Raw genomic sequence first — 21,045 nt, 5'->3', positions numbered from 1 at the left:
CCTGCCCTTGAGCCGGTGCGTTTTTATCGACTTACGGCATCACCGGCGGCGTATACGCCAATGTCGTCCCCAGCGCCCACAACAACAGCAGCACCAGCGGCGTGTGCACCAGCAGTTGCACGAACGAAAAGCCTATCAAGTCCCGCGCCTTCAACCCGAGCACGCCCAGCAGCGGCAGCATATAGAACGGGTTGATCAGGTTCGGCAGGGCTTCGGCGGCGTTGTAGATCTGCACCGCCCAGCCGAGGTGGTATTGCAGATCATTGGCGACTTGCATCACGTAGGGCGCTTCGATGATCCATTTACCGCCGCCGGACGGGATGAAAAAGCCGAGAATCGCCGAATACACGCCCATCAGCAGCGCATAGGTGTCGTGGGAGGCGATGCTGACAAAGAAAGTCGAGATGTGATGCGCGAGGGTTTGCGCATCGGCGCCTTTGACCGTGGTCATCAGCGCGGCGATCGAGCCGTACAGCGGAAACTGGATCAATACGCCAGTGGTGGTCGGTACCGCACGGGCCACCGCATCAAGGAAGCTGCGCGGGCGCCAGTGCAACAGCGCGCCGAGCATGATGAACAGGAAGTTATAGGTGTTCAGGCCGGAAATCGCAGTGATCGCCGGTTTGGTCGAGAACTCGTGGAACAGCCAGCCCGCCGCCAGCAGCACCAGCACAATGATCAGCAACGGGCTGTGTTCCAGCCATTCACCGGGGCGAGTGCGCGGTTGCAGCGGCGGCAGGTTGAACGCCGGGTCGATGCCGCAGGCCTTGGCGTCGCGTGCCGAGTTCGGCCCGGGCGCGGTGGCGTAAGCGATGATGATCGAGATCACGATCAGTGCCAGCAGCATGACCCCGGACTGCCAGAGGAAAATGGTTTCGGTGAACGGGATCACGCCAGTGATCGACAGGATCGACGGCGGCAGGCTGCCCGGGTTGGCCTGCAACTGTGCGGCTGACGATGACAAGCCCAGCGCCCACACCGCGCCCAGACCTAGATACGCAGCGGCACCGGCGGCGCGGTAATCCATTTTCAGGTCGGTGCGGCGGGCGAGGGCGCGTACCAGCAGCCCGCCGAATACCAGCGACAGACCCCAATTGAGCAGCGATGCGACCATCGAAATCAACGCTACCCAGGCCACGGCGGAGCGGCCGTTTTTCGGGATGCGTGCCAGTTTGTCGATCAGTTTGACCGCGGGCGGCGAGCTGGCGACGACGTAACCGCCGATCACCACGAAGGCCATCTGCATGGTGAACGGGATCAGGCTCCAGAAGCCGTCGCCGAAGGCCATCGCTGCAGCGGTGGGTTTGGCGCCCATGGCCAGAGTGGCCAGCGCAACGATGATCACGGCCAACGCGGCGAATACCCAGGAATCGGGAAACCAGCGTTCGGCAAAACTGGAACAGCGCAGGGCAAAGCGCGCGGAGCGGCTATCTTCGATATCAACGGCCACGGGAAGTACCTCGGATTTTTTATGGTTATTTTGATCCGCGGGAGCAGTCGCCCGGCTCGACAGCCACGGAGATCCCCTGTGGGAGCGAGCCTGCTCGCGAAGACGTCGGCACATTCAGCATCAGATTGTCTGAACTGACGTTTCGCGAGCAGGCTCGCTCCCACATGGGCGGCTGGTCGGTGTTGGCGTGGTCCCTTGGACAGGCGCTAACAGTAAATCAAGCGCCGCCCTTTTGTTGAGCAGGTTTTCGCAAACCGAGACTATGGTCTGACGGGTTGTCGATCCGCGCTTTTGCGTAGACCATGAGCGCCTTGGTTTTTGCCGATGCCTGAGTTCTTTGTCATGACTGCCAATTCTCCAGCCCGACCGGCGCCGTTCAGCCGTGCCGACTACAAGACCCTCGGCCTTGCCGCGCTCGGCGGGGCGCTGGAAATCTACGATTTCATCATCTTCGTATTCTTCGCGCTGACCCTGAGTCAGTTGTTCTTCCCGCCGGAAATGCCGGAGTGGCTGCGTCTGCTGCAAAGCTTCGGCATCTTCGTCACCGGTTATCTGGCGCGGCCTCTGGGCGGGATTCTGATGGCGCATTTCGCCGACCGTCTGGGCCGCAAAAAGGTGTTCAGCCTGAGCATCCTGATGATGGCCCTGCCGTGCCTGCTGATCGGGATCATGCCGACCTACGCGCAGATCGGCTATTTCGCCCCCTTGCTGTTGCTGGCGCTGCGCATCCTGCAAGGCGCTGCGGTGGGCGGCGAAGTGCCAAGTGCCTGGGTGTTCGTCGCCGAGCATGCCCCGACCGGCCATCGCGGTTACGCCCTCGGTTTCCTGCAAGCCGGCCTGACCTTCGGTTACTTGATCGGCGCACTCACCGCGACCTTCCTCGCGCAGGTTTTCACGCCTGCCGAAATTCTCGATTACGCCTGGCGCTATCCATTCCTGCTCGGCGGTGTGTTTGGCGTGGTGGGCGTTTACCTGCGCCGCTGGCTCAGCGAAACCCCGGTGTTCATGGCCCTGGAAGCGCAGCGCGAGGCGCGGGTCGAGCTGCCTCTGCGCACGGTGCTGCGTGAACATCGTCTGGCCATGCTGCCGGCCATGTTGCTCACCTGCGTACTCACCTCGGCAGTGGTGGTGTTCGTCGTCATCACCCCGACCATGATGCAGAAAACCTTCGGCATGACCGCCAGCCACACCTTCGGCCTCAGTGCCTTGGGCATCGTTTTTCTGAATATCGGCTGCGTGATTGCCGGACTGCTGGTCGACCGCATCGGCGCCTGGCGCACGGTCATGCTGTACAGCCTGTTGCTGCCGCTGGGGATTGGCGTGCTGTATGGCTGTCTGATCATGGGCGGGCATTGGATCGGCATGGCCTATGCGGTCGCCGGTCTGGCTTGTGGGGTAGTTGGCGCGGTGCCTTCGGTGATGGTCGGGTTGTTTCCGGCGCGGATTCGCGTGTCGGGCATTTCCTTCACCTACAACATTGCCTACGCGGCGTGGGCAAGTATCACGCCGCTGTTGCTGATTGGTCTGATGCCGTGGAGCCCGTGGGTCTGCGTAATCTTCTGTGCAGTGATGGGCGCGGTGGGAGTTCTGACAGCGGCGTATTTCGGTGCGCGCATGCCACGTACCGGACCGTGTCAGGCTGCCGGCGCTGCCTGATCCGCAAGCGCCGGATTATTTTCGACTGACGGGTCTGGCGCTGGCTTCAGAAAAGCTGCGCAAGGCCGATGGCTAGGTTGTATCCGCTAACTACCCTGCCATCGGTGCTTTCCCATGTTCAATAAACGCTTGAAACAAGAGCTGGCCGCTCTGCGCGAAGAACTCTCCAGCCTTGTACAAGTGAAGGAAAGCCTGGAAAGCGAAATGCTCGCGCTGACCCTTGAGCCCGACGGGCGGATTCGTTCGGTCAACCAGAATTTTCTCGATGAAATGTTCTACAAGAGCCAGGACCTGATCGGCCGGGCAATCGAAGACATCGTGCCGGCCCACGTCAAAACCGACGAATTCCACCAGCGCTTCAAAAACTCGATGAGCCGTGGCGAGCACTTCGCCGGCGCCGTGCGCCTGTTGCGCGGCAATGGCGACGAGGCGTGGCTGCGTTCGATCGTGCAACCGGTGCGCTCGTCTGATGGCCGGATCAGACACATTTCCTTCTACGCCAGCGACCTGACCCGCACCATCGAAGCCTCCCGCGAGCATGAGAACCTGATCGGCGCGCTGGTGCGCTCCACCGCCGTGATCGAGTTCGACCTCAACGGCAATGTGCTCAGCGCCAATGATCGCTTCCTCAACGGCATGGGTTACAGCCTGGCGCAGATCAAAGGCAAACATCACCGCACGTTCTGCGCCCCGGAAGAGTACAACAGCGCCGAGTACCAGAACTTCTGGCGGCGCTTGAACAGCGGCGAATTCGTCGCAGGCCGCTTCAAGCGTATCGACAGCCATGGTCGTACGGTGTGGCTGGAAGCGTCCTACAACCCGGTGGTTGATGCCAACGACAAACTGTACAAAGTGGTGAAGTTCGCCACGGTGATTACTGATCAGGTCAACCGCGAGCAGGCGGTTGCCGATGCAGCGAGCATCGCTTACAGCACCTCGCAACAAACCGACAGCACCGCGCAACGGGGCACCACGGTCGTCACCGAAGCGGTGAACGTGATGCGTGATTTGTCGCGGCACATGCAAGCCGCTGGCGAAGGTATCGAGGCGCTGAACGAGCAGTCGCTGGTGATCGGCACGATCGTCAAAACCATCAGCGGCATTGCCGAACAGACCAACCTGCTGGCGCTCAACGCCGCGATCGAAGCCGCCCGGGCCGGCGAGCAGGGCCGTGGTTTTGCCGTTGTCGCAGATGAGGTTCGGCAACTGGCCTCGCGCACCAGCCAGGCGACGGACGAAATCGTCGGCGTGGTACGGCAGAACCAGGAAATGGCCCGCAATGCCGTGGCGCTGATGACCGACGGCAAGCTTCAGGCTGAACAGGGCCTGGCGTTGGCGGCGGAGGCAGGCACGGTAATTGTCGAGATTCAGGACGGTGCGCAGAAAGTGGTGGATGCGGTGGGGCAGTTTGCCAATCAGCTCTCTCACTGATCGACACTGACCAAGTGTGGGAGCGAGCCTGCTCGCGAAAGCGATTCAACATTTAACGTTAATGTTGGCTGATACACCGCTTTCGCGAGCAGGCTCGCTCCCACAGGTTCTGTGTTTCTCCAGTGGCAGCGCTACAATCGGCTCCTTTTCCTCCGGAGCAGATCCCATGAGCGTCTCCCACCGCCGTCCGGTGCCCCTGAACAAAGCCTACCGCCTGCTCAACCACGGGCCGACCGTGCTGGTCAGCGCCGCTCACGACGGCCAGCGCAACATCATGGCCGCCGCCTGGGCCATGCCGCTGGATTTCGAACCACCGAAAGTCGCCGTCGTCCTCGACAAATCCACCTGGACTCGCCAGTTGCTCGAAGCCTCCGGCACTTTTGTGCTGAATGTGCCTTGCGTCAATCAGGCCGATATCGTGCAAACCGTCGGCAACACCTCCGGCCTGGAAATCACCCGCAACCAAGGTCAGGACAAGTTTCAGGCGTACGGTCTGCAAACCTTCGCTGGCGAGCAGGTTGAAGCGCCGCTGCTCGAGGGCTGTGTCGCCTGGCTCGAATGCCGCCTGCTGCCGGAGCCGCGCAATCACGAGCAATACGACCTGTTCCTCGCCGAAGTCATCGCCGCCCAGGCCGACGAGCGTGTGTTCAGCGATGGGCGCTGGCATTTCGAAGGGCACGATGGTTTGCGTACGTTGCACCACGTTGCGGGCGGGCATTTCCTGACGATTGGGGATGGGGTGGATGGCAAGACGTTGGCGGTCTGATTTACTCCCGGGAGAAGGCCTGCTGCTCGACAGGCCTTTATTCAATGCAGTGTTTCAGTCCCCCAACGCTTCTCCCTCACGCCGAGGATCGGCACCCCCCGTCAAGGTCGCTTTGCCCTGCGCATCCTTCACCCGCACGATCGCTTGGGTGCCGCTGGTCATGTCGATTTCGCTGAGCGTGTGGCCCTTGTCCTTGAGTGCCTGAATCAGCGCCGCGCTGAACTGTCCCTGTTCCAGTTCGGTGGGGCCATTGCGGCTGCCGAAGTTGGGCAGGTTGATCGCACTTTGTGCATCGAGGTTCCAGTCGAGCAGGCCGATGGTGGTTTTCGCCACGTATTCGATGATTTGCGAGCCGCCGGGCGAGCCGACCGTGGCGACAAATTCACCAGTGTTGCGATCAAAGATCAGCGTCGGCGCCATCGACGAACGTGGGCGTTTTCCGGGTTCGACGCGGTTCGCGACTTTCTGCCCGTTCTCTTCGGCGATGAACGAGAAGTCGGTCATCTGGTTGTTCAGCAGAAAACCCTGAACCATCAGGTGCGAGCCGAACGCGGCTTCGATGGTGGTGGTCATCGACACGGCGCCGCCGAGGTCATCCACCGCGACCACTTGCGAGGTGGAGATGCGTAACGGCGAGCGGTCCGGTGCGTAGGCAACCTGTACGCCCGGCGGTGTGCCCGGTTTGGCGCTGCCCATGCTGCGCTCGCCGATCAGGTTGGCGCGGCTGGCCAGGTAGGCCGGATCGAGCAGACCTTTGACCGGCACCGGGACGAAGTCGGTGTCGGCCACGTATTGCGCACGGTCGGCATAGGCCAGACGTTCAGCCTCGGCGATCAGATGCACCGCTTGCGGCGCCGGTTCGATGCCGGCTGGCCTATTGCTGTTCACTGGTTTGAGCGGGGTCAGCGACAGGCGTGGGTCGCGAGTCTCCAGCGCCTGCAACGTGCCGAGAATCTGCGCCACGGCGATCCCGCCTGACGACGGTGGCGGCATGCCGCAGACCTGCCAACGCTTGTAGTCGGTACACAGCGGCGCGCGTTCCTTGGCCTGATAGCGCTGCAAATCGTTCAGCGACAGGCTGCCGGGGTTGGCGTGCTGTTGAACCTTGGCGACGATCTCTTCAGCGATCGGACCTTTGTACAGCGCATCGGCACCTTCGCTGGCGATACGTTTGAACACGGCCGCCAACTTCGGGTTCTGCAGGCGCGTGCCGACAGCTTTGACGCTGCCATCCTCATTCAGGAAGTACGCAGCCATGTCTGGCGACTGGCGTATCAGTGGATCGGCAGTCAGCAGCGAATGCAGGCGCGGGGAAATCGCAAAGCCTTGCTCGGCCAGTTTGATCGCCGGCTCAAACAGCTTCGCCCATGGCAAGCGACCGTGTTGTCGATGCGCCAGCTCCAGCGCCCGCAATACCCCGGGCGTACCGACCGAGCGCCCGCCGATCTGCGCTTGCGTAAAGGCCATCGGTTTACCATCAGCCTTCAGGAACAGCTTCTCGGTGGCCCCGGCCGGGGCCGTTTCGCGGCCGTCATAGGTGCGCACCTGCTTGCCATCCCACAACACAATCATCGCCCCGCCACCGATCCCGGAAGACTGCGGCTCAACCAGCGTCAACACCGCCTGCATCGCAATCGCCGCATCAATCGCCGAACCACCCTGACGCAACATCTCCCGCCCGGCTTCGGCCGCGAGTGGATTGGCAGCAGCGGCCATGTGTTTATTGGCGTGTCGGGTTTGCAGATCAGTGCGGTAACCGGAAGCGGCTTCCGGTGCCAGCGGCAAGGAAGAAGAGGGCGGGGCGTTGCATGCGGTGAGGGTCAGGGCGCTGACAAGCAGTGTCAGGGCTGGCAGGCGAAAGCGCTTTAAGGGCTGGGCTGGAAACACGCGGGCTCTCCGTCCGTGGGGTAGAAGTCTTGAGGGACTTTATCGAGCGGGCGGGCGGGGTGCAAACCGCGTGGGGATTACAGCCCTTCCGATCAGCGGCCGCGCCAATCGATTGGCCGAATACGATGCCCTTGTGGGAGCGAGCCTGCTCGCGAAAGCGGTAACTCAGGCGATGCGATCTTCTTGAGAGTGATGCAGGGTTGGTGAGTCAGAAACTTATTGCTTGAAGCCAGGTAGACCATGGGTAGAGCGCCACTTTTTCACGATTTCGGTAATGCCCTCGGCTGTTTGTTGTTTCATATCCTCGGGCCAATAGATAAGGTCAGTGCCCGCTGGGTGCTCACACAGACGTACAAATTCAAACAACAGCGGATCGAGAATCTCGTCTGGGCTTGTGTTGGCTGCAAGAACAGATTGCACAAATTTCAAGAATTCTGCTTCGGTGTAGTCGGATATGTTAGTCATGACATTCCCCAGTTGTAGTTCCACAGTTCAAATGAAACGGGCGGCAGGATTCATGTCTTGAATCCGGGTAGTCGATTCGCTTCGCGCCATGCCATGACTGTACGAGCTATTCCGGCAGATGTTGTATCTGCTCCGGGCTCGGGGTAGAAGATCAGGTCTGTTCCAGCGGGGTGGCCGGTCAAAGCCCTGAATTCCGCCAGCAATCTGCCAAGCTCCTTGTCAGACCCACTTCTGTTGACTGCTCTTATATTTTTCACGAAACAGATCAATTCTGATTCTGTGTAGTCAGCTATGCTTTGCTTGGTGCGTTTCTTATCATTGTTTGAAGCCCGACAGTCCATGGTCACTACGCCATTTCTTCAATGACTCAATGATTCCCTGTGCCGAGTCATCGGCGCCATCTTCAGGGTAAAAAATCAAATCGGATCCTGTTGGGTGTCCACAAATCAAATTGAAGTGAAGAACGAGCTTGCTTTCTTCTTCTTCGCTCCCCTCATTTCCGATAATGCGCTCAAGGATGTTGATGAATTCTTGCTCGGTGTAATCTGACAAATCGTCTTTAATAAGGAATTCCGTTGCCATTGCCTATCTCATGCACGAATCTTGGATGTGTTGAGACGCAATAAATCGTGACAGCCAAAGTTTAACTCGATGGCTCGAACCCTCAACGACACGATTTATCAAGAGCCTTTGAACCCCGGCAATCCCTGTGCTTCTCGCCAGTCCCTGACACTTTGCATTACCCCCACAGGGGAGTTATCAGCACCAGGCTCCGGGTAGTAGATCAAGTCTGATCCTGCTGGATGCTCGCTGATTGTCTCGAAGTGCGCCAACAGTAAATCAGCACGATCATCGTTTTCAGCTTCTTCATCCTCTTTCGCGAGCTCTTGTAGTAGCGCGACGAATTCGGCCTCTGTGTATTCAGAAATGCTGGCTTTTAATAAGGTGTCTTTCATATTTGCCTATTCACGCCGGTGTATATCGATATGGTTCCGAGGAGTATTTACTCGAAGGTTATCTAGGTCATATACGCCACCACCCTTGGATATTTTTTCGAGATGGTGAATTTCATAAGACTTTCTACCGCCGACTCTATCGCCTTTACGCACACGTGGCGCCTTACCCTTACGCATGCGACCAACATTCTGTTCAATCAACTCACCCCCCGATGTTGACTCTGCAACAGTTTTCCAAAAGGTTGCTCTGAATGAGTCGAAGTTTTTGAATTCTCGTCCTCGTAGAGAGTTGGCAACGTCTGTTGGAATCGGAACCCCCACGTCCGAATCAGCACCCGCAAGCCATATCCCCGCCACATCCTCACCCACCCCCGTAACGATCCCCGGCGTCAGCCTCGCCGGCCTCGAATAAACCACATATAACGACTTCAGCCCGGTGTCCGCCGGGAACACCAGAATACAATCCTCGGCCGTTACATCCTCGCCCGGCAGACCCTCAATCTGGCTATCGGTATTGTCCGGGATCGGGTGGACGAGGATCGGGTCGAGTGCCTCACCGTGGTCGGGATAAACCAGCGGTGGCATCGATCCCAACGGCCCGCGTTGCGGCGTCCAGAGAATGGTGATGCCGTTGAGCTTGGCCTCCATGGCGGTCTTGTCGGCGTTCCACTTGACGTTCACCGTGCGTACGGCGTCGTCGCCAGAGGCGCCGGAGTGGATGCCGTAGACCCGCAGAACACCTTCGGCATCACGACGAAACTGGAAGCGCACGCGCGTGGTGGCGCGGCTCATGCGGCGTAGTTCTTCGTCGGTGTGAAGCGTGCCGTCGGCCATTTTGCTTGGCAGCATTCCCAGCACGAACACACTGGCCGGCCCGCCGGCGCCACGGATGGCCCAGTTCAGGCGCTGTTGCAAAATCCCGCCGCCGGCCAGACGCCCCAAAGCCAGGTCGGCGCCTATTGCCGTCGCGACCGCGGTACTGGCGGAGGGCATGAGCATGGCGCCGGCGACCATGATCTTGCCGAAGTTGCTGGTTGGCTCCTTGGCAGTGCCAGCGTCCGTGCGACACCAGTTGTCCGGCGTGCAGGACTTGGCAAATACCCTGTCTTCGCGTGGCTTGGGCGCAGGCCACTCATCCTTCTCGATGTACACTGGCTCCGGCGCTTTCGGTGGAAGCAAAGTAAACCAGGCCCTGCCACCGCTATACGGATTTAATAACCAGTCATCGTCGAGAAGGTATTTGTATTGAGGCATGCCAACTCCCTGCATGGCGCTGAATCGAGCCAGGGGAGCTTGTCGGTATAGGAGCGATTCGGGGAGAGAGCGACAGGTGGCTGATGCTACGAAAGATCCGTTTCGTACCAGAGATCTACTTTTTTCTTACGGAGGTATCTGAATTGCATGCAGGGAGCGGGAGGAAAAGGACTTTTCCCAAGGCATAAAAAAACGGCCTACCTTTCGGTAAGCCGTTTTTAGTACTTGGTGGTACACAGACATTTGAACTGATAGCTTAACATGCTGAATTTATTGGATATTTATCTTTCTATTTACGCGAGGGATACATGTGGGGATACATGGCGAGCGCTGCTAGGTGCTTTTTGGCATTTTCTTTCCGCCAGAAGGGGCCCGAAAGCCACCATTCGGAAAGCATGTTCGCTCCGACGAGCGGTATCACACTAACGGCTTTGGACTTCCGAGTTTTGGCCCTTTGCTCATCAGCGGCCCGGGGCTCTGACCTGACCGGAACTTATCTTCTCGATTCGCCGTTGATGGTTTGCCCATCTCCACCCAAGCTTCGTAACCATCGACGTCGATCAGCACTCGCCCGTCAGGTGCTTTTCGCCAAACGTGATCTTTACCCCAAGTGCCGTCAGCGATCTTTGCTCGAATCGCGGCCTCGGTGTACCCAGAGTCGCTGGAAAACTTTCTGACAGTCACATAACGCATTTTTCGCATTCCTCAGCCTGATCGTCTACGTTCGGCTTACAGCGAGCGCGAGAATGGCGCGCCACTTGCTCTTTAGAGCTCGTGGCCGAGGCGCATGAAGCGATCGATGCCCACACTGTCATTTCCTGATATCTCTCAGTGTTGGCGGTGTCTGCCTCGGTCTACCGACTTTCCGCGTCTTGTTCTCGCCGTCCCGGCAGGCGCGTAGAAACTCCCGCACGTCCTCCTTGAGCCAGCAGTGCCTAGTTCCCATTCTGAAACTCTTCGGCAACCAGTCCACACCACGGCGAATTCCCTCTCTGATAGACGCCTCAGTCCGCCCAAGCATCGTTGCTAGGTCGGCAACAAACAGCACTTCGCGATCATCGTGCATTTGCGCTCCCTGCTGACGTTGGTTCAAGCAGTGCCTTGTGACTTGAGACTAGCCAGTCCCTGACGGATATGGCCGGCGTTTTCGCCGATCACGTCCAAGACTGCAGTCTCGCCGCTGCTTCACCCTTTCATTGCGTCGGTTGTGGCTTTTATGATCTCTTTTGCCGCCTCGACACTGATCGGAAGTGGTGCCTGAATGTCGTCCTGCTCGGGCTTCGGTCGGTGATGGAAGTATCTCAGTAACGCTATGAGCAGCAATGTTGGCACAGTTGAGAGTGACACGATAATAGGGATGTCACCTGTGGTGTGGGGCCTCACCGAACTGAAGAAATACCAAGCGCCGACCGTCACCCGGATGTTGCCGAAGAAGACGAAACCCAGCAGGGATAAGTAGAAAATAATGATCAGGCAAACCGTGACGTTTGTCAGACGCTTTTCCCAGCGGAAGCGCCAAGCCTCCTTCCTCAGAAAGTCTCCGATAAGACCAGGATTTTCTGCTTCGCCACTAGCGAGGTCATCACTAGCATCAGTCATAAAAGCCCAATCGCTTTAAGCCTGAACTCCATCGCAGCCGTCGAAACTCCAAAGGTACTCGCCAGCTTGGATAAATCAGTTACTCGCTGCTCAAGCACCATGTGCTTTACAAGCGCAGCAGGCATAAGCAAGGCCGCGGCGAATCTATTTGCCGCGACCTCTTTCGGGTCTCGCGATCGAGCGCTGAACTGCTCAGAGGTATCACGTGGAGCATCCAAGTCACCATGGACGTGATGTCCGATCTCATGAGCAATTGTGAATCGCTGCCTTACTGGGGCATCGAGCATGTTGTAAGTAATCAACGGTGCGCCATTACGGTACATGTAATGGCCGCTTTCTGTGGAATTCCCACCGCCGAAAGGATTACTCATCCTCACTTCTATCCCCATAGCCTGGGCGATAGATTGAGGGTTCACCGGAAGACGGCCATCCCAGTGCGCTGAAAGGACGTCGTTTGCAGTGCGATACTCCATGCGGCCTCCTTTGTTTGCGTGGATTCGTATATCAAAAATGAGGCGCGATTCTGCACAAGTCAAGGTTAATCGTCAAATTTATGTTGACAGGTCTTGTCATTCTTGTTCCTGAAAAAATCAAAGCAAGTACTGTACCAATATACAGTTAAGCAAGAAACCTAGCTTCGACTCCCACCGTGAAAACGAAAGCGTAGCAGCGTCGGTCATCGGCATTGACACCCAGCGCATGGCACAAGCTGCTCACTGCTCACTGCTCACTGCTCACTGCTCACTGCTCACTCGTCGACACGCGTTTCGAGTAACTGGAAGTGCTCGATGCCTAGGGGGTTGTGTATAGCCATTGTTTAAGCGATGCCTAGGGGGTTGTGTATAGCCGGCTTCGGAGGTGCGAGAAGGTGCCGAGTTGACCGATTACACGCCAACGCAAAAGTGTGGTCACAGCGCCACACTGTGGCATTCTCACCCTGTTTTCAGGACGCGGCCGTTGCGTGTCGGAATCTACACGGAGTGTAGATTTCAACACTGAACCCAGTTAATCCCTGATCCTCTGAATCTCAGTTTTATCGCCAGAAAGAAGCTGTCATGCTGCTGCCTTTCAATGGAAGGGGATCGCTATGTGGAAAACTCATCTCAAAAAGTCATTCGGCCTTGTTGATAAGCGCTTTGCTGGGCATCCAATGGAGGAGCAGCAAGCACGAGAAGCACGCAAAATCATCAAGCGTGACGGTGTGTTGTGGGCAGAAATCGAAGGGGAGATCACACGTATTCTGCAGGGAGCAACACCTGCTCATGTGCAAGATCAGTTAGAAAAAGCACGCAAGTTTTTCAAGCTCTGAGTGCCACGGCTGGAACCGCCGTAGCGGTTACCAGCCGTCCAAGACCGAATGCTGCCACCTTCAAACGGTGGCTATTTGATAAGGCACTCAAGACGCTGCAGCCCAAAAGTCTGCACTGTAGTTGTTCAGTCCTCGCGCGGCGCTCACGTGGAATGTTTCCGGAATCTCTGAGCCATCACATCCGTTCCTGAAATACTGCCGGACAGCTTGAAGCCCCAAGCTCATCAGATGCCTCCACTCATCCCTGAGCTTGTCCTGCAGCTCTTGCTTCAATTTGGCGGTACTCGGCTTACGCTGAGTGGCCGGCATTACATAGCTGAGGCTAGAACACGCATTGTGGATAAAGGTAATGCTGCCGATCTCCCACCCATCAGTGAGTGCTCGACGCCAGCGATAGCCCACTCGCACAGTTAGCCGTTCGCCGAAATAGGAGGGCTCGATGAGCTGGTCATCGACGAAGAAGAGTTGGTCCTCTTTCTCTTCGGTCTCCAGCCGGGACTTCATCTGCGAGATAGCATGTGCTAAATCATCGCCAGCACGCCGAACGTTATATACCGTCTCCTCTCTCTTTTTCGGCGCTTTCGCGTTGCCGTGTTCTGTCAGCGTCCTCTTGAACGTTCGGAACTCCGAAGCGACGTACGGCCCGCAGGCTTCAAGGCGGAGTTGCTGCAAAGCGCCTGGGCACTCGTCTGCGACGCACTGCTCGATGAGTTTATCCAACAAATCGGTATCAACTGCTTTCAAAGCATCTCGCTCGGAGCGAGGGATGTTGATCTCACCCATAACTATTTCCCTATTGTTCGTTGAGTCGACTGCGCATTGGATGGAGCTGACAATCACAATTCCTGTGAAGAATACCGAAGTTTTCCAGCAAACGACTGTCTGCCTGGATCGGTCGGTGGCAGGGTTGCCAGTGTCATCCGCTGCGATACTGTGGAAACCGCGTGGAAACCTGACACTTGGCAATAAACCGTTTTGGTAACTTTTCGTGGTAACGGCGCTGGTAACCGACAGCAGGGTTCGCATTGGCGGGTGCGAACCAGAAGTGCGAACCTCGAGTGCGAACTTGAGCGGCACGCGCACCAGATCGCGTACTTATGGCGCGTACCAGCCTGCGTACTTTGTGGTTTTTTACACAGCTCGGGTGCGCGAAATCTGCACGTGAAGCGCTGCGTGAAACAGCGTGTTTTGCTGTAACAGGGGCTGTAACAGCCTGCCCAGTTACACGACGTCGGTATGGGCGCCTGTTCCTTTTTATGGCCCCCAAAAACTCGGAATACCCTGGCAACCTGAGTGGCAACCAAGTCACGGGCACCTGTGCCGACGATGACAGGGAAAGCGGAGGTGGTCACTGATGCTGGTCACCGCGCTTGGTCACTATCTCCGGTATCCGCCTGAAGAACTGCTGCGATAGTCAGCTCCAGTTCCTCAAGTGTGTAAGGTTTGTGAAGGTAGATGGTCGACGGAGGGATTATCTGGTCGTCGACGTGATAACCAGAGGTGAGAATTGAGGGAATGTCTGGCCAAGTTTCTCTTGCCAAGCGAATAAGGTCAGTCCCCTGAATGCCTCCTGGCAGTCCCTGATCCGCAATGATCAGCGAGCACTCGCCGTTCACATCTCCCAGATGGGTGAGCGCTGCCGCGGCGTTATCAAAGGCGGACGATGTAAATCCAATTTCTGCGAGCGCCTCTTCCAAAAGAACTCGGACGACCATCTCATCCTCTATCACGATGGCGTGTCTAAGTGCGGCTTTCCTCTCATTCGGGTTTACGCTCACGCAGAAGTTCCTTGGTCGACTTCAGAGTTGGGGCTGAACTTTCAGTGTAAACAAATTCTCAGACTGGGCGGTTTCTGGTTCTTAATTTTGGTGGTTACTGCAAGTGGTTACCAACGCGTGTATACCTTATTAACGGTCAAGATAGTTGACCTTCCTAGCGCTGCGGAGCGACTAGACTCAATGACGGCTTGGGGACCGCTCCGGTAGCCCATGATGTTCTAGCCCCCTCAGAAAAAAGCCCGCGTCGGCGGGCTTGGAGGTCTTGGTGGATTTCTCGGACTTTACGATGATCGACTTCATGATCTGGAAAGGCGTTGCAATCGTGATCGGCGCCGGCATTTACGGCTTCTGGCTCGGCCTTACTGGTCGTTGACCAGTTGCGGCGCCAGAAGAGGAAACACCCTGTTCGCCTTTTCCGCGCCGTGAGACAGTAGACCGCCTTCTTGGCTTGGCGCTCTCATTAGCAAGCCGCGCAACGCATTACTGTTCAGGGCAGCATTGGCTCCCCGGCCTGCCACCATGGCCCCACCGAACAGCAGCGGTGGGACGAATCCAGAGCCAGCGCCCGCAGCACCAAGGCCGCCGAGCATCAAGCGCTGCATGGCGCCATGCGGGCTTTCCCGTGACCGTAGGAACTGTGCGCTGATGTCAGCCAGATCCTGCAGCTCAGGGTTGCCGATGTTCTTCATATTGGCCAACCGGGCGATCGAGATGTTCCCCTCTGCGCCGTTCTGAGCCATCTTCTCCAGATCAAGCATCGTGCCGTACTGCTGGCGAACCGTGGCGAAATCAGCCGCATCGGCCGGCGACAGCGAGCGGTTGAGCGCGCCCATCAGTGACTTGCGAAGGTCGCTGGCATAGTAGGCTTCCGGGCTGTTGCGCTGGCCGATTCGGTCGAGTGTCTTCTTGATGTTGTAGGCCGCTTGGCCGTCGATCTCGCCGTTCTGCGCCTTGCCAAGGATTTCCTCGATCTGCTTCTGAATGATGCTGGCCTGTCCGGTTTCCAGTTCGCTTGTGGCGCGCTGGCCCTGCTCTACCAGATCTTGCAGAAATTGGTCATCAACCTTGACCTTGTTGCTCTGCAGCACTGTTTCGAACTTCGATCCAAGATCTTGCCTAGCATTGCGAAGCGCCATATTTACATCTGGCGAATCTTGGCCGACCGTTCGGCTAACGGCGCGATTGAGCTGGTTTTGCATGTTCGAGAGCGTTGCAGATCGACCACTGAGCGGCATATATTCCAGCGATGCGGCCAGGGCGTTCAATGGCTTGCTGTTGACGATCCGATCGCTTGGGATGCTGATGCCAAGGTCTTCAGCCCTTTGTGCGAGTGCGCTCACGGCGGGTTTAACCTCTCCGCCTCGCAGGGCCCGGCCAAGTCCGCGCGTAGTAGAACCGACAGCCGCCGTGGCACCTGGGATTGCGCCACCAACTAGTGCACCAAGCCCAGCATCTTCCGGATTGACCAACCCGGCCGCCGCGCCGCCCGTGATAGCGCCGCCAAGGCCGCGAGTCGCCAGCCCAGTCAACCCTTGTAAGCCGCCATTGCGGAACCCGCCGGAGCCAATCGATTCGATCAGCGGGGCAATCTTGGCGGCGCCCGGAAGCATTGCAGCGCCCTTGGCGAGTGCGCCGCCAACACCGGCCGTGCCGGCAATTTCAGCGCCGAGCTTGCCGCCCTTGAACGCAAGTGAGTCAGGCTGCGCGCCGAGATCCTGAAGCGCCCAGTCCATATCGGCCCGGCGCTGACGGTTGGATTCCAGCGACAACCCTTTGCCCGCCCGCAAGTCCTGCACGATGTCATAGGGCGCGACGATGGTTGCGCCGATCGAGCCAGCGCCGCGCAGGGCTCCGCCGAGGATGTTGCCAGCGTCTTGCATCAGCTGCTTGCCGGCGTTGTCTGGCAGTGCCGGCAGATTGCCGAAGCGGCCCGCCTGATGGGATAGACCGGACATTTGCGCGGCAGGTTCTGGCACGGCTTGCTCCGGCATCACCTGATCAGGTGCGTCATCCCACGTGATGCCGGCCGGATCAATCTGCAGTTCGTCATCCCACTGAATCGAGCTTGGATCAATTGCCATACTGGATTCTCTCGTCGGAATACTGGAACGGATTTCATTCATGCGACTAAATCCTCCATAGGTAGCAGAGGACGGCGTTCTGCCAAGGCAATCAGTGCGGCATTCGCTTGTACGCTTCCAGAGTTCGCTGCGAGACGCAGGCGCTCATATGCGGCGCTGATCTCTGCGCGGGTTGGCTTGGTTTGATGGCCTCGGGTCTTGTTGCTCATAACTCATTCTCCGATGCAAGGTTATAACCTAATATTAGCAGATTTTGCCTTATCTGTATATTTGAACAGTGGTTTGAAGGCCGGTCGTGCTGTCCTATATGTCGAATCCTGAGTGTGCAAACGGAGCTGGCGAGCACCCCAGCTCCGGGGTTTTCCTCCTCCTTTTCAGGTCTGGTTAACGAGTACCAGCATTGAGTTGCTCATCAGTTGCCCGTCAGAAAGCGCTTTTGAACCCATGTTCCTGGCGTGCCCGAGACGACACACACCCAACCTTCGATCACGTATTTGGAGCCGGCGGTGCCTAACTCCGACGGCGCCGAGTTCTTCACGGAGTCTCCCTGCATCCAAGGGCCGCTGGATGGCGCGGCAGTGAGCGCAGAGTAGAAGGCAGCAATACGTCCTTCTGTGAGCTGATTAACCTGGTTGGCGTGCTCACGCAGCACGCGCAGTAGCACAGGATCGGTGATGCCGAGCGGAGTCGAAAGGCGATTAATCGGGGTGGGGAGAGTCATATGTGTTTCCTACAGGGCGCCTGCTTGCGGCGGGCTTTGGCTGAGTAGGGGCGGAATGCCCCGGTGGCTTTGCTCGTTGTCGCGCGCACCTACACCTAGAAGTGCGCTTCCATCGGTGTGTTTTCGTAGTCCATTCGCAGATCAGAACCAGCCGTGCAATGGCGGGCTATGGGCGCGTAGCAGGCTCTACACACCATGATGTGGTTAAGGTATAGGTCACGGGCGTGGCGCCACTCAGGCGTAGCGGTGGCGGCGTTTGCGTGTGGGCCGGTGATAATCCGAGCAGGGCGTTCGACCCGAGTGGCCAGCACCAGGAGCGGGCGAGGTCGACTATCCACTCTTGGCGAGTCTGTACCGTTCACGGCTGGCGGCATGTGATCGAGCAGGCCGGAGAGGAGGCTCATGTCGTCACCTCGGCCTGATTGCTCCATTGCCCATATGTGTCTCTAGAAAAAAATCGGGGGAACGGGGGAACAGTGGGAACAGCCAATGTTTCCGGGGCTTCCAGAGGGGGATTCTGTTCCCCACGTTTTTTTGTGGGGAACAGTGATAACCGAACGTTAGGGGAGGCGAGCATGCATATATTCAAAAACATGTTTGTGTTCCCCCTGTTCCCCATACATTCAATAAGGGGGAACGGCTACAGGCCACGGTTTTACTGGCTGTTCCCCCGTTCCCCCTGTTCCCCACGTTTATAGGTTCCTGTGAACTCGGGCATTCGTACCTGGTAGATATGGTGATCATGCGCCGCCTCCTTCGCTGTCCATTGCTTCGGGATCGATGACGTACAGGCGAGCCGACCCGCCGGCAGGGATGCGGTACTTTTTTGTTTTGCGGCTATCGCGATCGGTGTCGCGCTTGGCCAAGGCCCCACCAACTTCCAGTGCCTTGATCACGCGAGTGAGGCCGAATCCGTGGGCGGCCTCGACGAGTGCGGACTTGTTGAACAGGTAGAGCCGCTTGCCCGCTACCAGCTCCCAGTAGCCGGCGCGGTTGAAGACCTTGGCATCCACCTCCGTGGCATCGACATCGGAAAACCGGCTGCTGCCGTGTTTGTCGATGAAGTCGAGGATGCCGGCCAGGATCTGGCGATCCTCTGCGTTACCGCCACCTACTCGTGAGAGCCATTCCCCATAAAGCAGGCGGCAGTCGGCGAGGGCGGTCCCTTGTTCCCAAGGCAGCAAGCCGAAAGCGATGGCCATCTCCCCCGCAAGTGCGATCACGGCGAACCGATCAGCTACGCGCCCGGCCTGGGCGTTGTCCTCGACGAACTGGGCGCGGATGCCGTCAAAGTCGCTGAGCAAGCCTGGCTTATCGTCGGCTGCGACAAGGCGCTCCACGAAGGCTGGCCCAAGGTGGCCATGGTGGGCGCCGACCGCGACGGTGAGCTGCCGGTGGAAGTCCGCGCCCTCAAGCCCGTGTAGTTCGTCAAAGGCTCTGTGCGTGCGGGTGCCGGCGTTCACGTCGACCATGCGCAACTCGGCCCCAGCATGGGCGGCGTTGCCGGAGATGGCGGCGTGCTCGGAGAGTGAGCGCTCACCGCTGGAGAGCGTCAGCAGGCGCCAGCTTAGTTTGCCTCGGGCTTCTCGCTCCCGGGTCATGGTGCCTTTGCCCTGTCCATTGGCGAGGGAGTAGGCCATTTCCTGCACCCGCTTAGGGTCGGCGCGTTTGATCTCATCCAGCGGCAGGATGGTGTCGTTACGGCTCGACGCCTCTATCTCAAGGCCGCCCTTGGTCATGTCCCAACTAGCGGCAAATACGCCCGGGTCGCCCCACACCGACGATCCGATCAGTTGGGCCAGAGATTTGCCGCTTGAGCTGTCACCCACAAGGTGAACCCCGCCACCTAGCACGCCGACCAAACTCAGCAGCGGGCCGGCCAGAGAGCAGCCAATCGCTAGAGTCAGTACCGGATTACCCGCGCACTTGGCTGCCACCTGCGACTGCCATAGCGCTAACTCGCCGCGCTGACTGAACAGCACCTGAGCCTTGTTGCTCGCTTGGTACCGCACGTTTGCGGCGCCGATCGTTCGCCCGGGCAGTACGAATGCGCCCGACTCGTGCCAGCCCGGCCGGCTGGTGGTGGCGAATATTTCGGCGGGGTGCTGGTCGAGCAGGTATTCCATGAACGTGCCGCGCTTCTTCAGAGCGATGATGACGCCCATACCGAACAACGCGCGCCGGGCGTCCTCGCCGCTGCCGCCGAATACTTCCATGGCAATGATCCATTCCTTGATCCCGCCCTCTGTAACCAGACGCAGGAGCCGGCCCTCGCTGCCGTCGTCACTATTGGTGGTACGCGCCACGACCATGACTGGGCTTGAGATCCACTCATCGCTGATCGGCCTGTCGGTAGCGTCGTTCTCGGCGTCGTCCTGATCCGCAGCGGTGCGCTTGAAGCTGTGCCAGTAAACGCCAGGGCGCAACTTGCGGCCGTTCTCGTTGGTCACCCAGTGCTCATACACCGCCCAGCAAGGCCGAGCAGGCGCGATGGTTGCGGCTTCTGGCCGAAGGTTGATCACGTTGGTATCAGGCTTGGCCATTGGCGAGCTTCCAGTTTGCGAGGTCGTTGAAATCAGTGAGGTCAGCCGGCGCACCTTCTGGCCATTCGGGGAAAGCCACTTGAGCGCCCACTGCCGCCGCGGCTGCGTTCGCTGCAGTGCGTCCCGGGTTTCCGTCGGTGAGTCGGTCGTCGTCGCCAGCAATAACAAATGGCTGGTCCGGGTAGCGCGAACGAAGCCCCATCGCCGCCGGGAACAGGTTTCCCGCGTTCATGGCAGCGGCAACGGCATAGCCACCGTGTTGGTGGAGACTGGCGCCCGTCGCCCATCCTTCGCAGATGCAGAGCAAGGCGCCGGGCTCGATGATGCCTAGAGGCGAGTACGTGCCTTTCACGCGCCCACCGGGCAAGAAACGCTTGGCGCCGTCTGGGGCGATTCGCTGCAGATTGACTAGGAGGCCGTCGAGGTACAGCGGTACGAGCAGATCCGCGCCGCGCTGGCGCAGGCCGTGGGAGCGAACTCTTTTGGCTGTGAGGTATGGGTGATCAGGCGATGCGCGCCGAGCATTGCGCCACCAGTGATTAGCCTTCTCTGCGGCTTGCTGCTGGCGCCGTTGTTGTTCGGCCTCGCGCTGGCGCCGAGCCTGCTCAATTCGCTCGCGGATCTGCGCGGCCTCGCGAGCGTCTACCGGTTCGCGGCTACACCAAGTGCTGGCAGCTCCGGACTTCCAACTGCCAAAAGCACCGGAGGCGATACCATCCAGATACAGGACATACCAACCATTGAGAGTGCCGGGCTTGTCGTCTGGAACGCGGAACCGGTGGATGCTGCCATCGGGCAGAGGGAGCCAATCAAGCTGCCCATAAGTCGCCTGGAGCGCATCACGGAACAAGATCGCTGCGTCATCCATGACTGGCGCTCCCTGCGAAGACCCGGCAAACCCGCCCATTGTTCACGGCGTGCCAGTGCGTGATGTCGTCGATTGACTCAACGAGACAGGCAGTCACTCGGGCGTCAGGGCTACCCATAACAACGCGCCCGCACTCGGCTTCAGACTCCGTCAGGAACGGGCCAAGCAACGCCTTTAGCGCTTTCGGATGGGTCACATAGAACAGCTCTGTGGCTTTCTTCGGGCAAGCCGATCCCGTTGGCGCCGACGCGCCATTTTGAATTTTCATGTGCTTAAACCTT

21 protein-coding genes and 1 pseudogene are annotated in these 21,045 nt (G+C 58.5%); 5 read left to right on the top strand and 17 right to left on the bottom strand.

The window, feature by feature from the left end; all coding sequences use genetic code 11:
* Positions 1–31: 31 nt before the first annotated feature.
* Positions 32–1,450, bottom strand: coding sequence for a short-chain fatty acid transporter (locus KVG87_RS16345; RefSeq protein ID WP_016773194.1), 1,419 nt, complete (start codon positions 1,448–1,450; stop codon positions 32–34).
* Between the two features lie 342 nt (positions 1,451–1,792).
* Here KVG87_RS16345 and KVG87_RS16340 point away from each other — a divergent pair, with 342 nt between their 5' ends.
* The 4 genes and pseudogenes from KVG87_RS16340 (at position 1,793) to KVG87_RS16330 (ending at position 5,303) form a co-directional block, all read left to right on the top strand.
* Positions 1,793–3,106 (top strand): MFS transporter, encoded by a 1,314-nt coding sequence (locus KVG87_RS16340; protein ID WP_217851562.1) that lies wholly within the window; start codon positions 1,793–1,795, stop codon positions 3,104–3,106.
* Between the two features lie 114 nt (positions 3,107–3,220).
* A pseudogene (locus KVG87_RS26260) lies at positions 3,221–3,997 on the top strand (PAS domain-containing protein); the annotation flags it as partial.
* Positions 3,977–4,537, top strand: a complete 561-nt coding sequence (locus KVG87_RS26255) for a methyl-accepting chemotaxis protein (protein ID WP_241663599.1) — start codon at positions 3,977–3,979, stop codon at positions 4,535–4,537. The pseudogene KVG87_RS26260 and the gene KVG87_RS26255, both read left to right, overlap by 21 nt.
* Positions 4,538–4,703: 166 nt before the next feature.
* A complete protein-coding gene (locus KVG87_RS16330) occupies positions 4,704–5,303 on the top strand; it encodes a flavin reductase family protein (protein WP_217851560.1) in 600 nt (199 codons plus the stop codon).
* Between the two features lie 54 nt (positions 5,304–5,357).
* On the opposite strand, the gene ggt is transcribed toward KVG87_RS16330, so the two are convergent.
* The 9 genes from ggt to KVG87_RS16285 all read right to left on the bottom strand — a co-directional run bounded on the left by ggt (position 5,358) and on the right by KVG87_RS16285 (position 11,937).
* Positions 5,358–7,190 (bottom strand): gamma-glutamyltransferase, encoded by a 1,833-nt coding sequence (gene ggt / locus KVG87_RS16325; protein WP_217851558.1) that lies wholly within the window; start codon positions 7,188–7,190, stop codon positions 5,358–5,360.
* Between the two features lie 216 nt (positions 7,191–7,406).
* Positions 7,407–7,655, bottom strand: coding sequence for a bacteriocin immunity protein (locus KVG87_RS16320; RefSeq protein ID WP_217851556.1), 249 nt, complete (start codon positions 7,653–7,655; stop codon positions 7,407–7,409).
* Positions 7,656–7,705: 50 nt separating this feature from the next.
* On the bottom strand, positions 7,706–7,996 hold the full coding sequence (locus tag KVG87_RS16315) for a bacteriocin immunity protein (RefSeq protein ID WP_217851581.1): 291 nt from the start codon (positions 7,994–7,996) through the stop codon (positions 7,706–7,708).
* Positions 7,971–8,237, bottom strand: coding sequence for a bacteriocin immunity protein (locus KVG87_RS16310; RefSeq protein WP_076564113.1), 267 nt, complete (start codon positions 8,235–8,237; stop codon positions 7,971–7,973). Before KVG87_RS16310 ends, KVG87_RS16315 begins: the two co-directional genes overlap by 26 nt.
* Before the next feature lie 98 nt (positions 8,238–8,335).
* Positions 8,336–8,611 carry a bacteriocin immunity protein gene (locus KVG87_RS16305; protein ID WP_076564112.1) on the bottom strand — a complete coding sequence of 92 codons (276 nt, stop codon included), beginning with the start codon at positions 8,609–8,611 and terminating at the stop codon, positions 8,336–8,338.
* A 6-nt stretch (positions 8,612–8,617) separates the two neighbouring features.
* Positions 8,618–9,865: an S-type pyocin domain-containing protein gene (locus KVG87_RS16300; RefSeq protein ID WP_217851553.1), complete on the bottom strand. Its 1,248-nt coding sequence runs from the start codon at positions 9,863–9,865 to the stop codon at positions 8,618–8,620.
* A 417-nt stretch (positions 9,866–10,282) separates the two neighbouring features.
* On the bottom strand, positions 10,283–10,558 hold the full coding sequence (locus KVG87_RS16295) for an excisionase (protein WP_217851551.1): 276 nt from the start codon (positions 10,556–10,558) through the stop codon (positions 10,283–10,285).
* A gap of 492 nt (positions 10,559–11,050) precedes the next feature.
* Complete coding sequence (locus tag KVG87_RS16290) at positions 11,051–11,464, bottom strand: hypothetical protein (RefSeq protein WP_217851549.1); 414 nt, start codon at positions 11,462–11,464, stop codon at positions 11,051–11,053.
* Positions 11,461–11,937: an ImmA/IrrE family metallo-endopeptidase gene (locus KVG87_RS16285; RefSeq protein WP_217851547.1), complete on the bottom strand. Its 477-nt coding sequence runs from the start codon at positions 11,935–11,937 to the stop codon at positions 11,461–11,463. Before KVG87_RS16285 ends, KVG87_RS16290 begins: the two co-directional genes overlap by 4 nt.
* A gap of 614 nt (positions 11,938–12,551) precedes the next feature.
* Here KVG87_RS16285 and KVG87_RS16280 point away from each other — a divergent pair.
* Positions 12,552–12,773: a hypothetical protein gene (locus KVG87_RS16280; protein WP_217851544.1), complete on the top strand. Its 222-nt coding sequence runs from the start codon at positions 12,552–12,554 to the stop codon at positions 12,771–12,773.
* 87 nt (positions 12,774–12,860) lie between these two features.
* Here the strand turns inward: KVG87_RS16280 and KVG87_RS16275 are convergent, their stop codons facing one another.
* The 7 genes from KVG87_RS16275 to KVG87_RS25900 all read right to left on the bottom strand — a co-directional run bounded on the left by KVG87_RS16275 (position 12,861) and on the right by KVG87_RS25900 (position 21,032).
* On the bottom strand, positions 12,861–13,556 hold the full coding sequence (locus KVG87_RS16275) for a hypothetical protein (RefSeq protein WP_217851542.1): 696 nt from the start codon (positions 13,554–13,556) through the stop codon (positions 12,861–12,863).
* A gap of 578 nt (positions 13,557–14,134) precedes the next feature.
* A complete protein-coding gene (locus tag KVG87_RS16270) occupies positions 14,135–14,551 on the bottom strand; it encodes a response regulator (RefSeq protein WP_217851540.1) in 417 nt (138 codons plus the stop codon).
* A gap of 359 nt (positions 14,552–14,910) precedes the next feature.
* The gene (locus KVG87_RS16265; RefSeq protein ID WP_217851538.1) at positions 14,911–16,674 is read right to left on the bottom strand and encodes a hypothetical protein; all 1,764 of its coding nucleotides are present in this window, start codon (positions 16,672–16,674) and stop codon (positions 14,911–14,913) included.
* Between the two features lie 370 nt (positions 16,675–17,044).
* Positions 17,045–17,353 carry a hypothetical protein gene (locus KVG87_RS16260; RefSeq protein ID WP_217851536.1) on the bottom strand — a complete coding sequence of 103 codons (309 nt, stop codon included), beginning with the start codon at positions 17,351–17,353 and terminating at the stop codon, positions 17,045–17,047.
* A gap of 740 nt (positions 17,354–18,093) precedes the next feature.
* Positions 18,094–19,896 carry a DUF927 domain-containing protein gene (locus KVG87_RS16255; protein WP_217851534.1) on the bottom strand — a complete coding sequence of 601 codons (1,803 nt, stop codon included), beginning with the start codon at positions 19,894–19,896 and terminating at the stop codon, positions 18,094–18,096.
* Positions 19,883–20,764, bottom strand: a complete 882-nt coding sequence (locus KVG87_RS16250; protein WP_217851532.1) for a toprim domain-containing protein — start codon at positions 20,762–20,764, stop codon at positions 19,883–19,885. The genes KVG87_RS16255 and KVG87_RS16250 overlap by 14 nt, the downstream gene beginning before the upstream one ends.
* A complete protein-coding gene (locus tag KVG87_RS25900) occupies positions 20,757–21,032 on the bottom strand; it encodes a hypothetical protein (protein ID WP_225930905.1) in 276 nt (91 codons plus the stop codon). Before KVG87_RS25900 ends, KVG87_RS16250 begins: the two co-directional genes overlap by 8 nt.
* Positions 21,033–21,045 lie beyond the last annotated feature (13 nt).

This window comes from Pseudomonas siliginis (assembly GCF_019145195.1).
Classification (GTDB): domain Bacteria; phylum Pseudomonadota; class Gammaproteobacteria; order Pseudomonadales; family Pseudomonadaceae; genus Aquipseudomonas; species Aquipseudomonas siliginis.
This window is presented reverse-complemented; position numbering and strand designations above follow the sequence as displayed.

Coding starts and splice junctions, on each gene's coding strand:
- KVG87_RS16295 (WP_217851551.1), bottom strand. CDS start 10,558: ATGCGTTATGTGACTGTCAGAAAGTTTTCCAGCGACTCTGGGTACACC.
- KVG87_RS16265 (WP_217851538.1), bottom strand. CDS start 16,674: ATGAATGAAATCCGTTCCAGTATTCCGACGAGAGAATCCAGTATGGCA.
- KVG87_RS16290 (WP_217851549.1), bottom strand. CDS start 11,464: ATGACTGATGCTAGTGATGACCTCGCTAGTGGCGAAGCAGAAAATCCT.
- KVG87_RS16300 (WP_217851553.1), bottom strand. CDS start 9,865: ATGCCTCAATACAAATACCTTCTCGACGATGACTGGTTATTAAATCCG.
- KVG87_RS16255 (WP_217851534.1), bottom strand. CDS start 19,896: ATGGCCAAGCCTGATACCAACGTGATCAACCTTCGGCCAGAAGCCGCA.
- KVG87_RS16260 (WP_217851536.1), bottom strand. CDS start 17,353: ATGACTCTCCCCACCCCGATTAATCGCCTTTCGACTCCGCTCGGCATC.
- KVG87_RS16275 (WP_217851542.1), bottom strand. CDS start 13,556: ATGGGTGAGATCAACATCCCTCGCTCCGAGCGAGATGCTTTGAAAGCA.
- KVG87_RS25900 (WP_225930905.1), bottom strand. CDS start 21,032: ATGAAAATTCAAAATGGCGCGTCGGCGCCAACGGGATCGGCTTGCCCG.
- KVG87_RS16305 (WP_076564112.1), bottom strand. CDS start 8,611: ATGAAAGACACCTTATTAAAAGCCAGCATTTCTGAATACACAGAGGCC.
- KVG87_RS16250 (WP_217851532.1), bottom strand. CDS start 20,764: ATGGATGACGCAGCGATCTTGTTCCGTGATGCGCTCCAGGCGACTTAT.
- KVG87_RS16315 (WP_217851581.1), bottom strand. CDS start 7,996: ATGGACTGTCGGGCTTCAAACAATGATAAGAAACGCACCAAGCAAAGC.
- KVG87_RS16340 (WP_217851562.1), top strand. CDS start 1,793: ATGACTGCCAATTCTCCAGCCCGACCGGCGCCGTTCAGCCGTGCCGAC.
- KVG87_RS16280 (WP_217851544.1), top strand. CDS start 12,552: ATGTGGAAAACTCATCTCAAAAAGTCATTCGGCCTTGTTGATAAGCGC.
- KVG87_RS16310 (WP_076564113.1), bottom strand. CDS start 8,237: ATGGCAACGGAATTCCTTATTAAAGACGATTTGTCAGATTACACCGAG.
- KVG87_RS16320 (WP_217851556.1), bottom strand. CDS start 7,655: ATGACTAACATATCCGACTACACCGAAGCAGAATTCTTGAAATTTGTG.
- KVG87_RS16285 (WP_217851547.1), bottom strand. CDS start 11,937: ATGGAGTATCGCACTGCAAACGACGTCCTTTCAGCGCACTGGGATGGC.
- KVG87_RS16330 (WP_217851560.1), top strand. CDS start 4,704: ATGAGCGTCTCCCACCGCCGTCCGGTGCCCCTGAACAAAGCCTACCGC.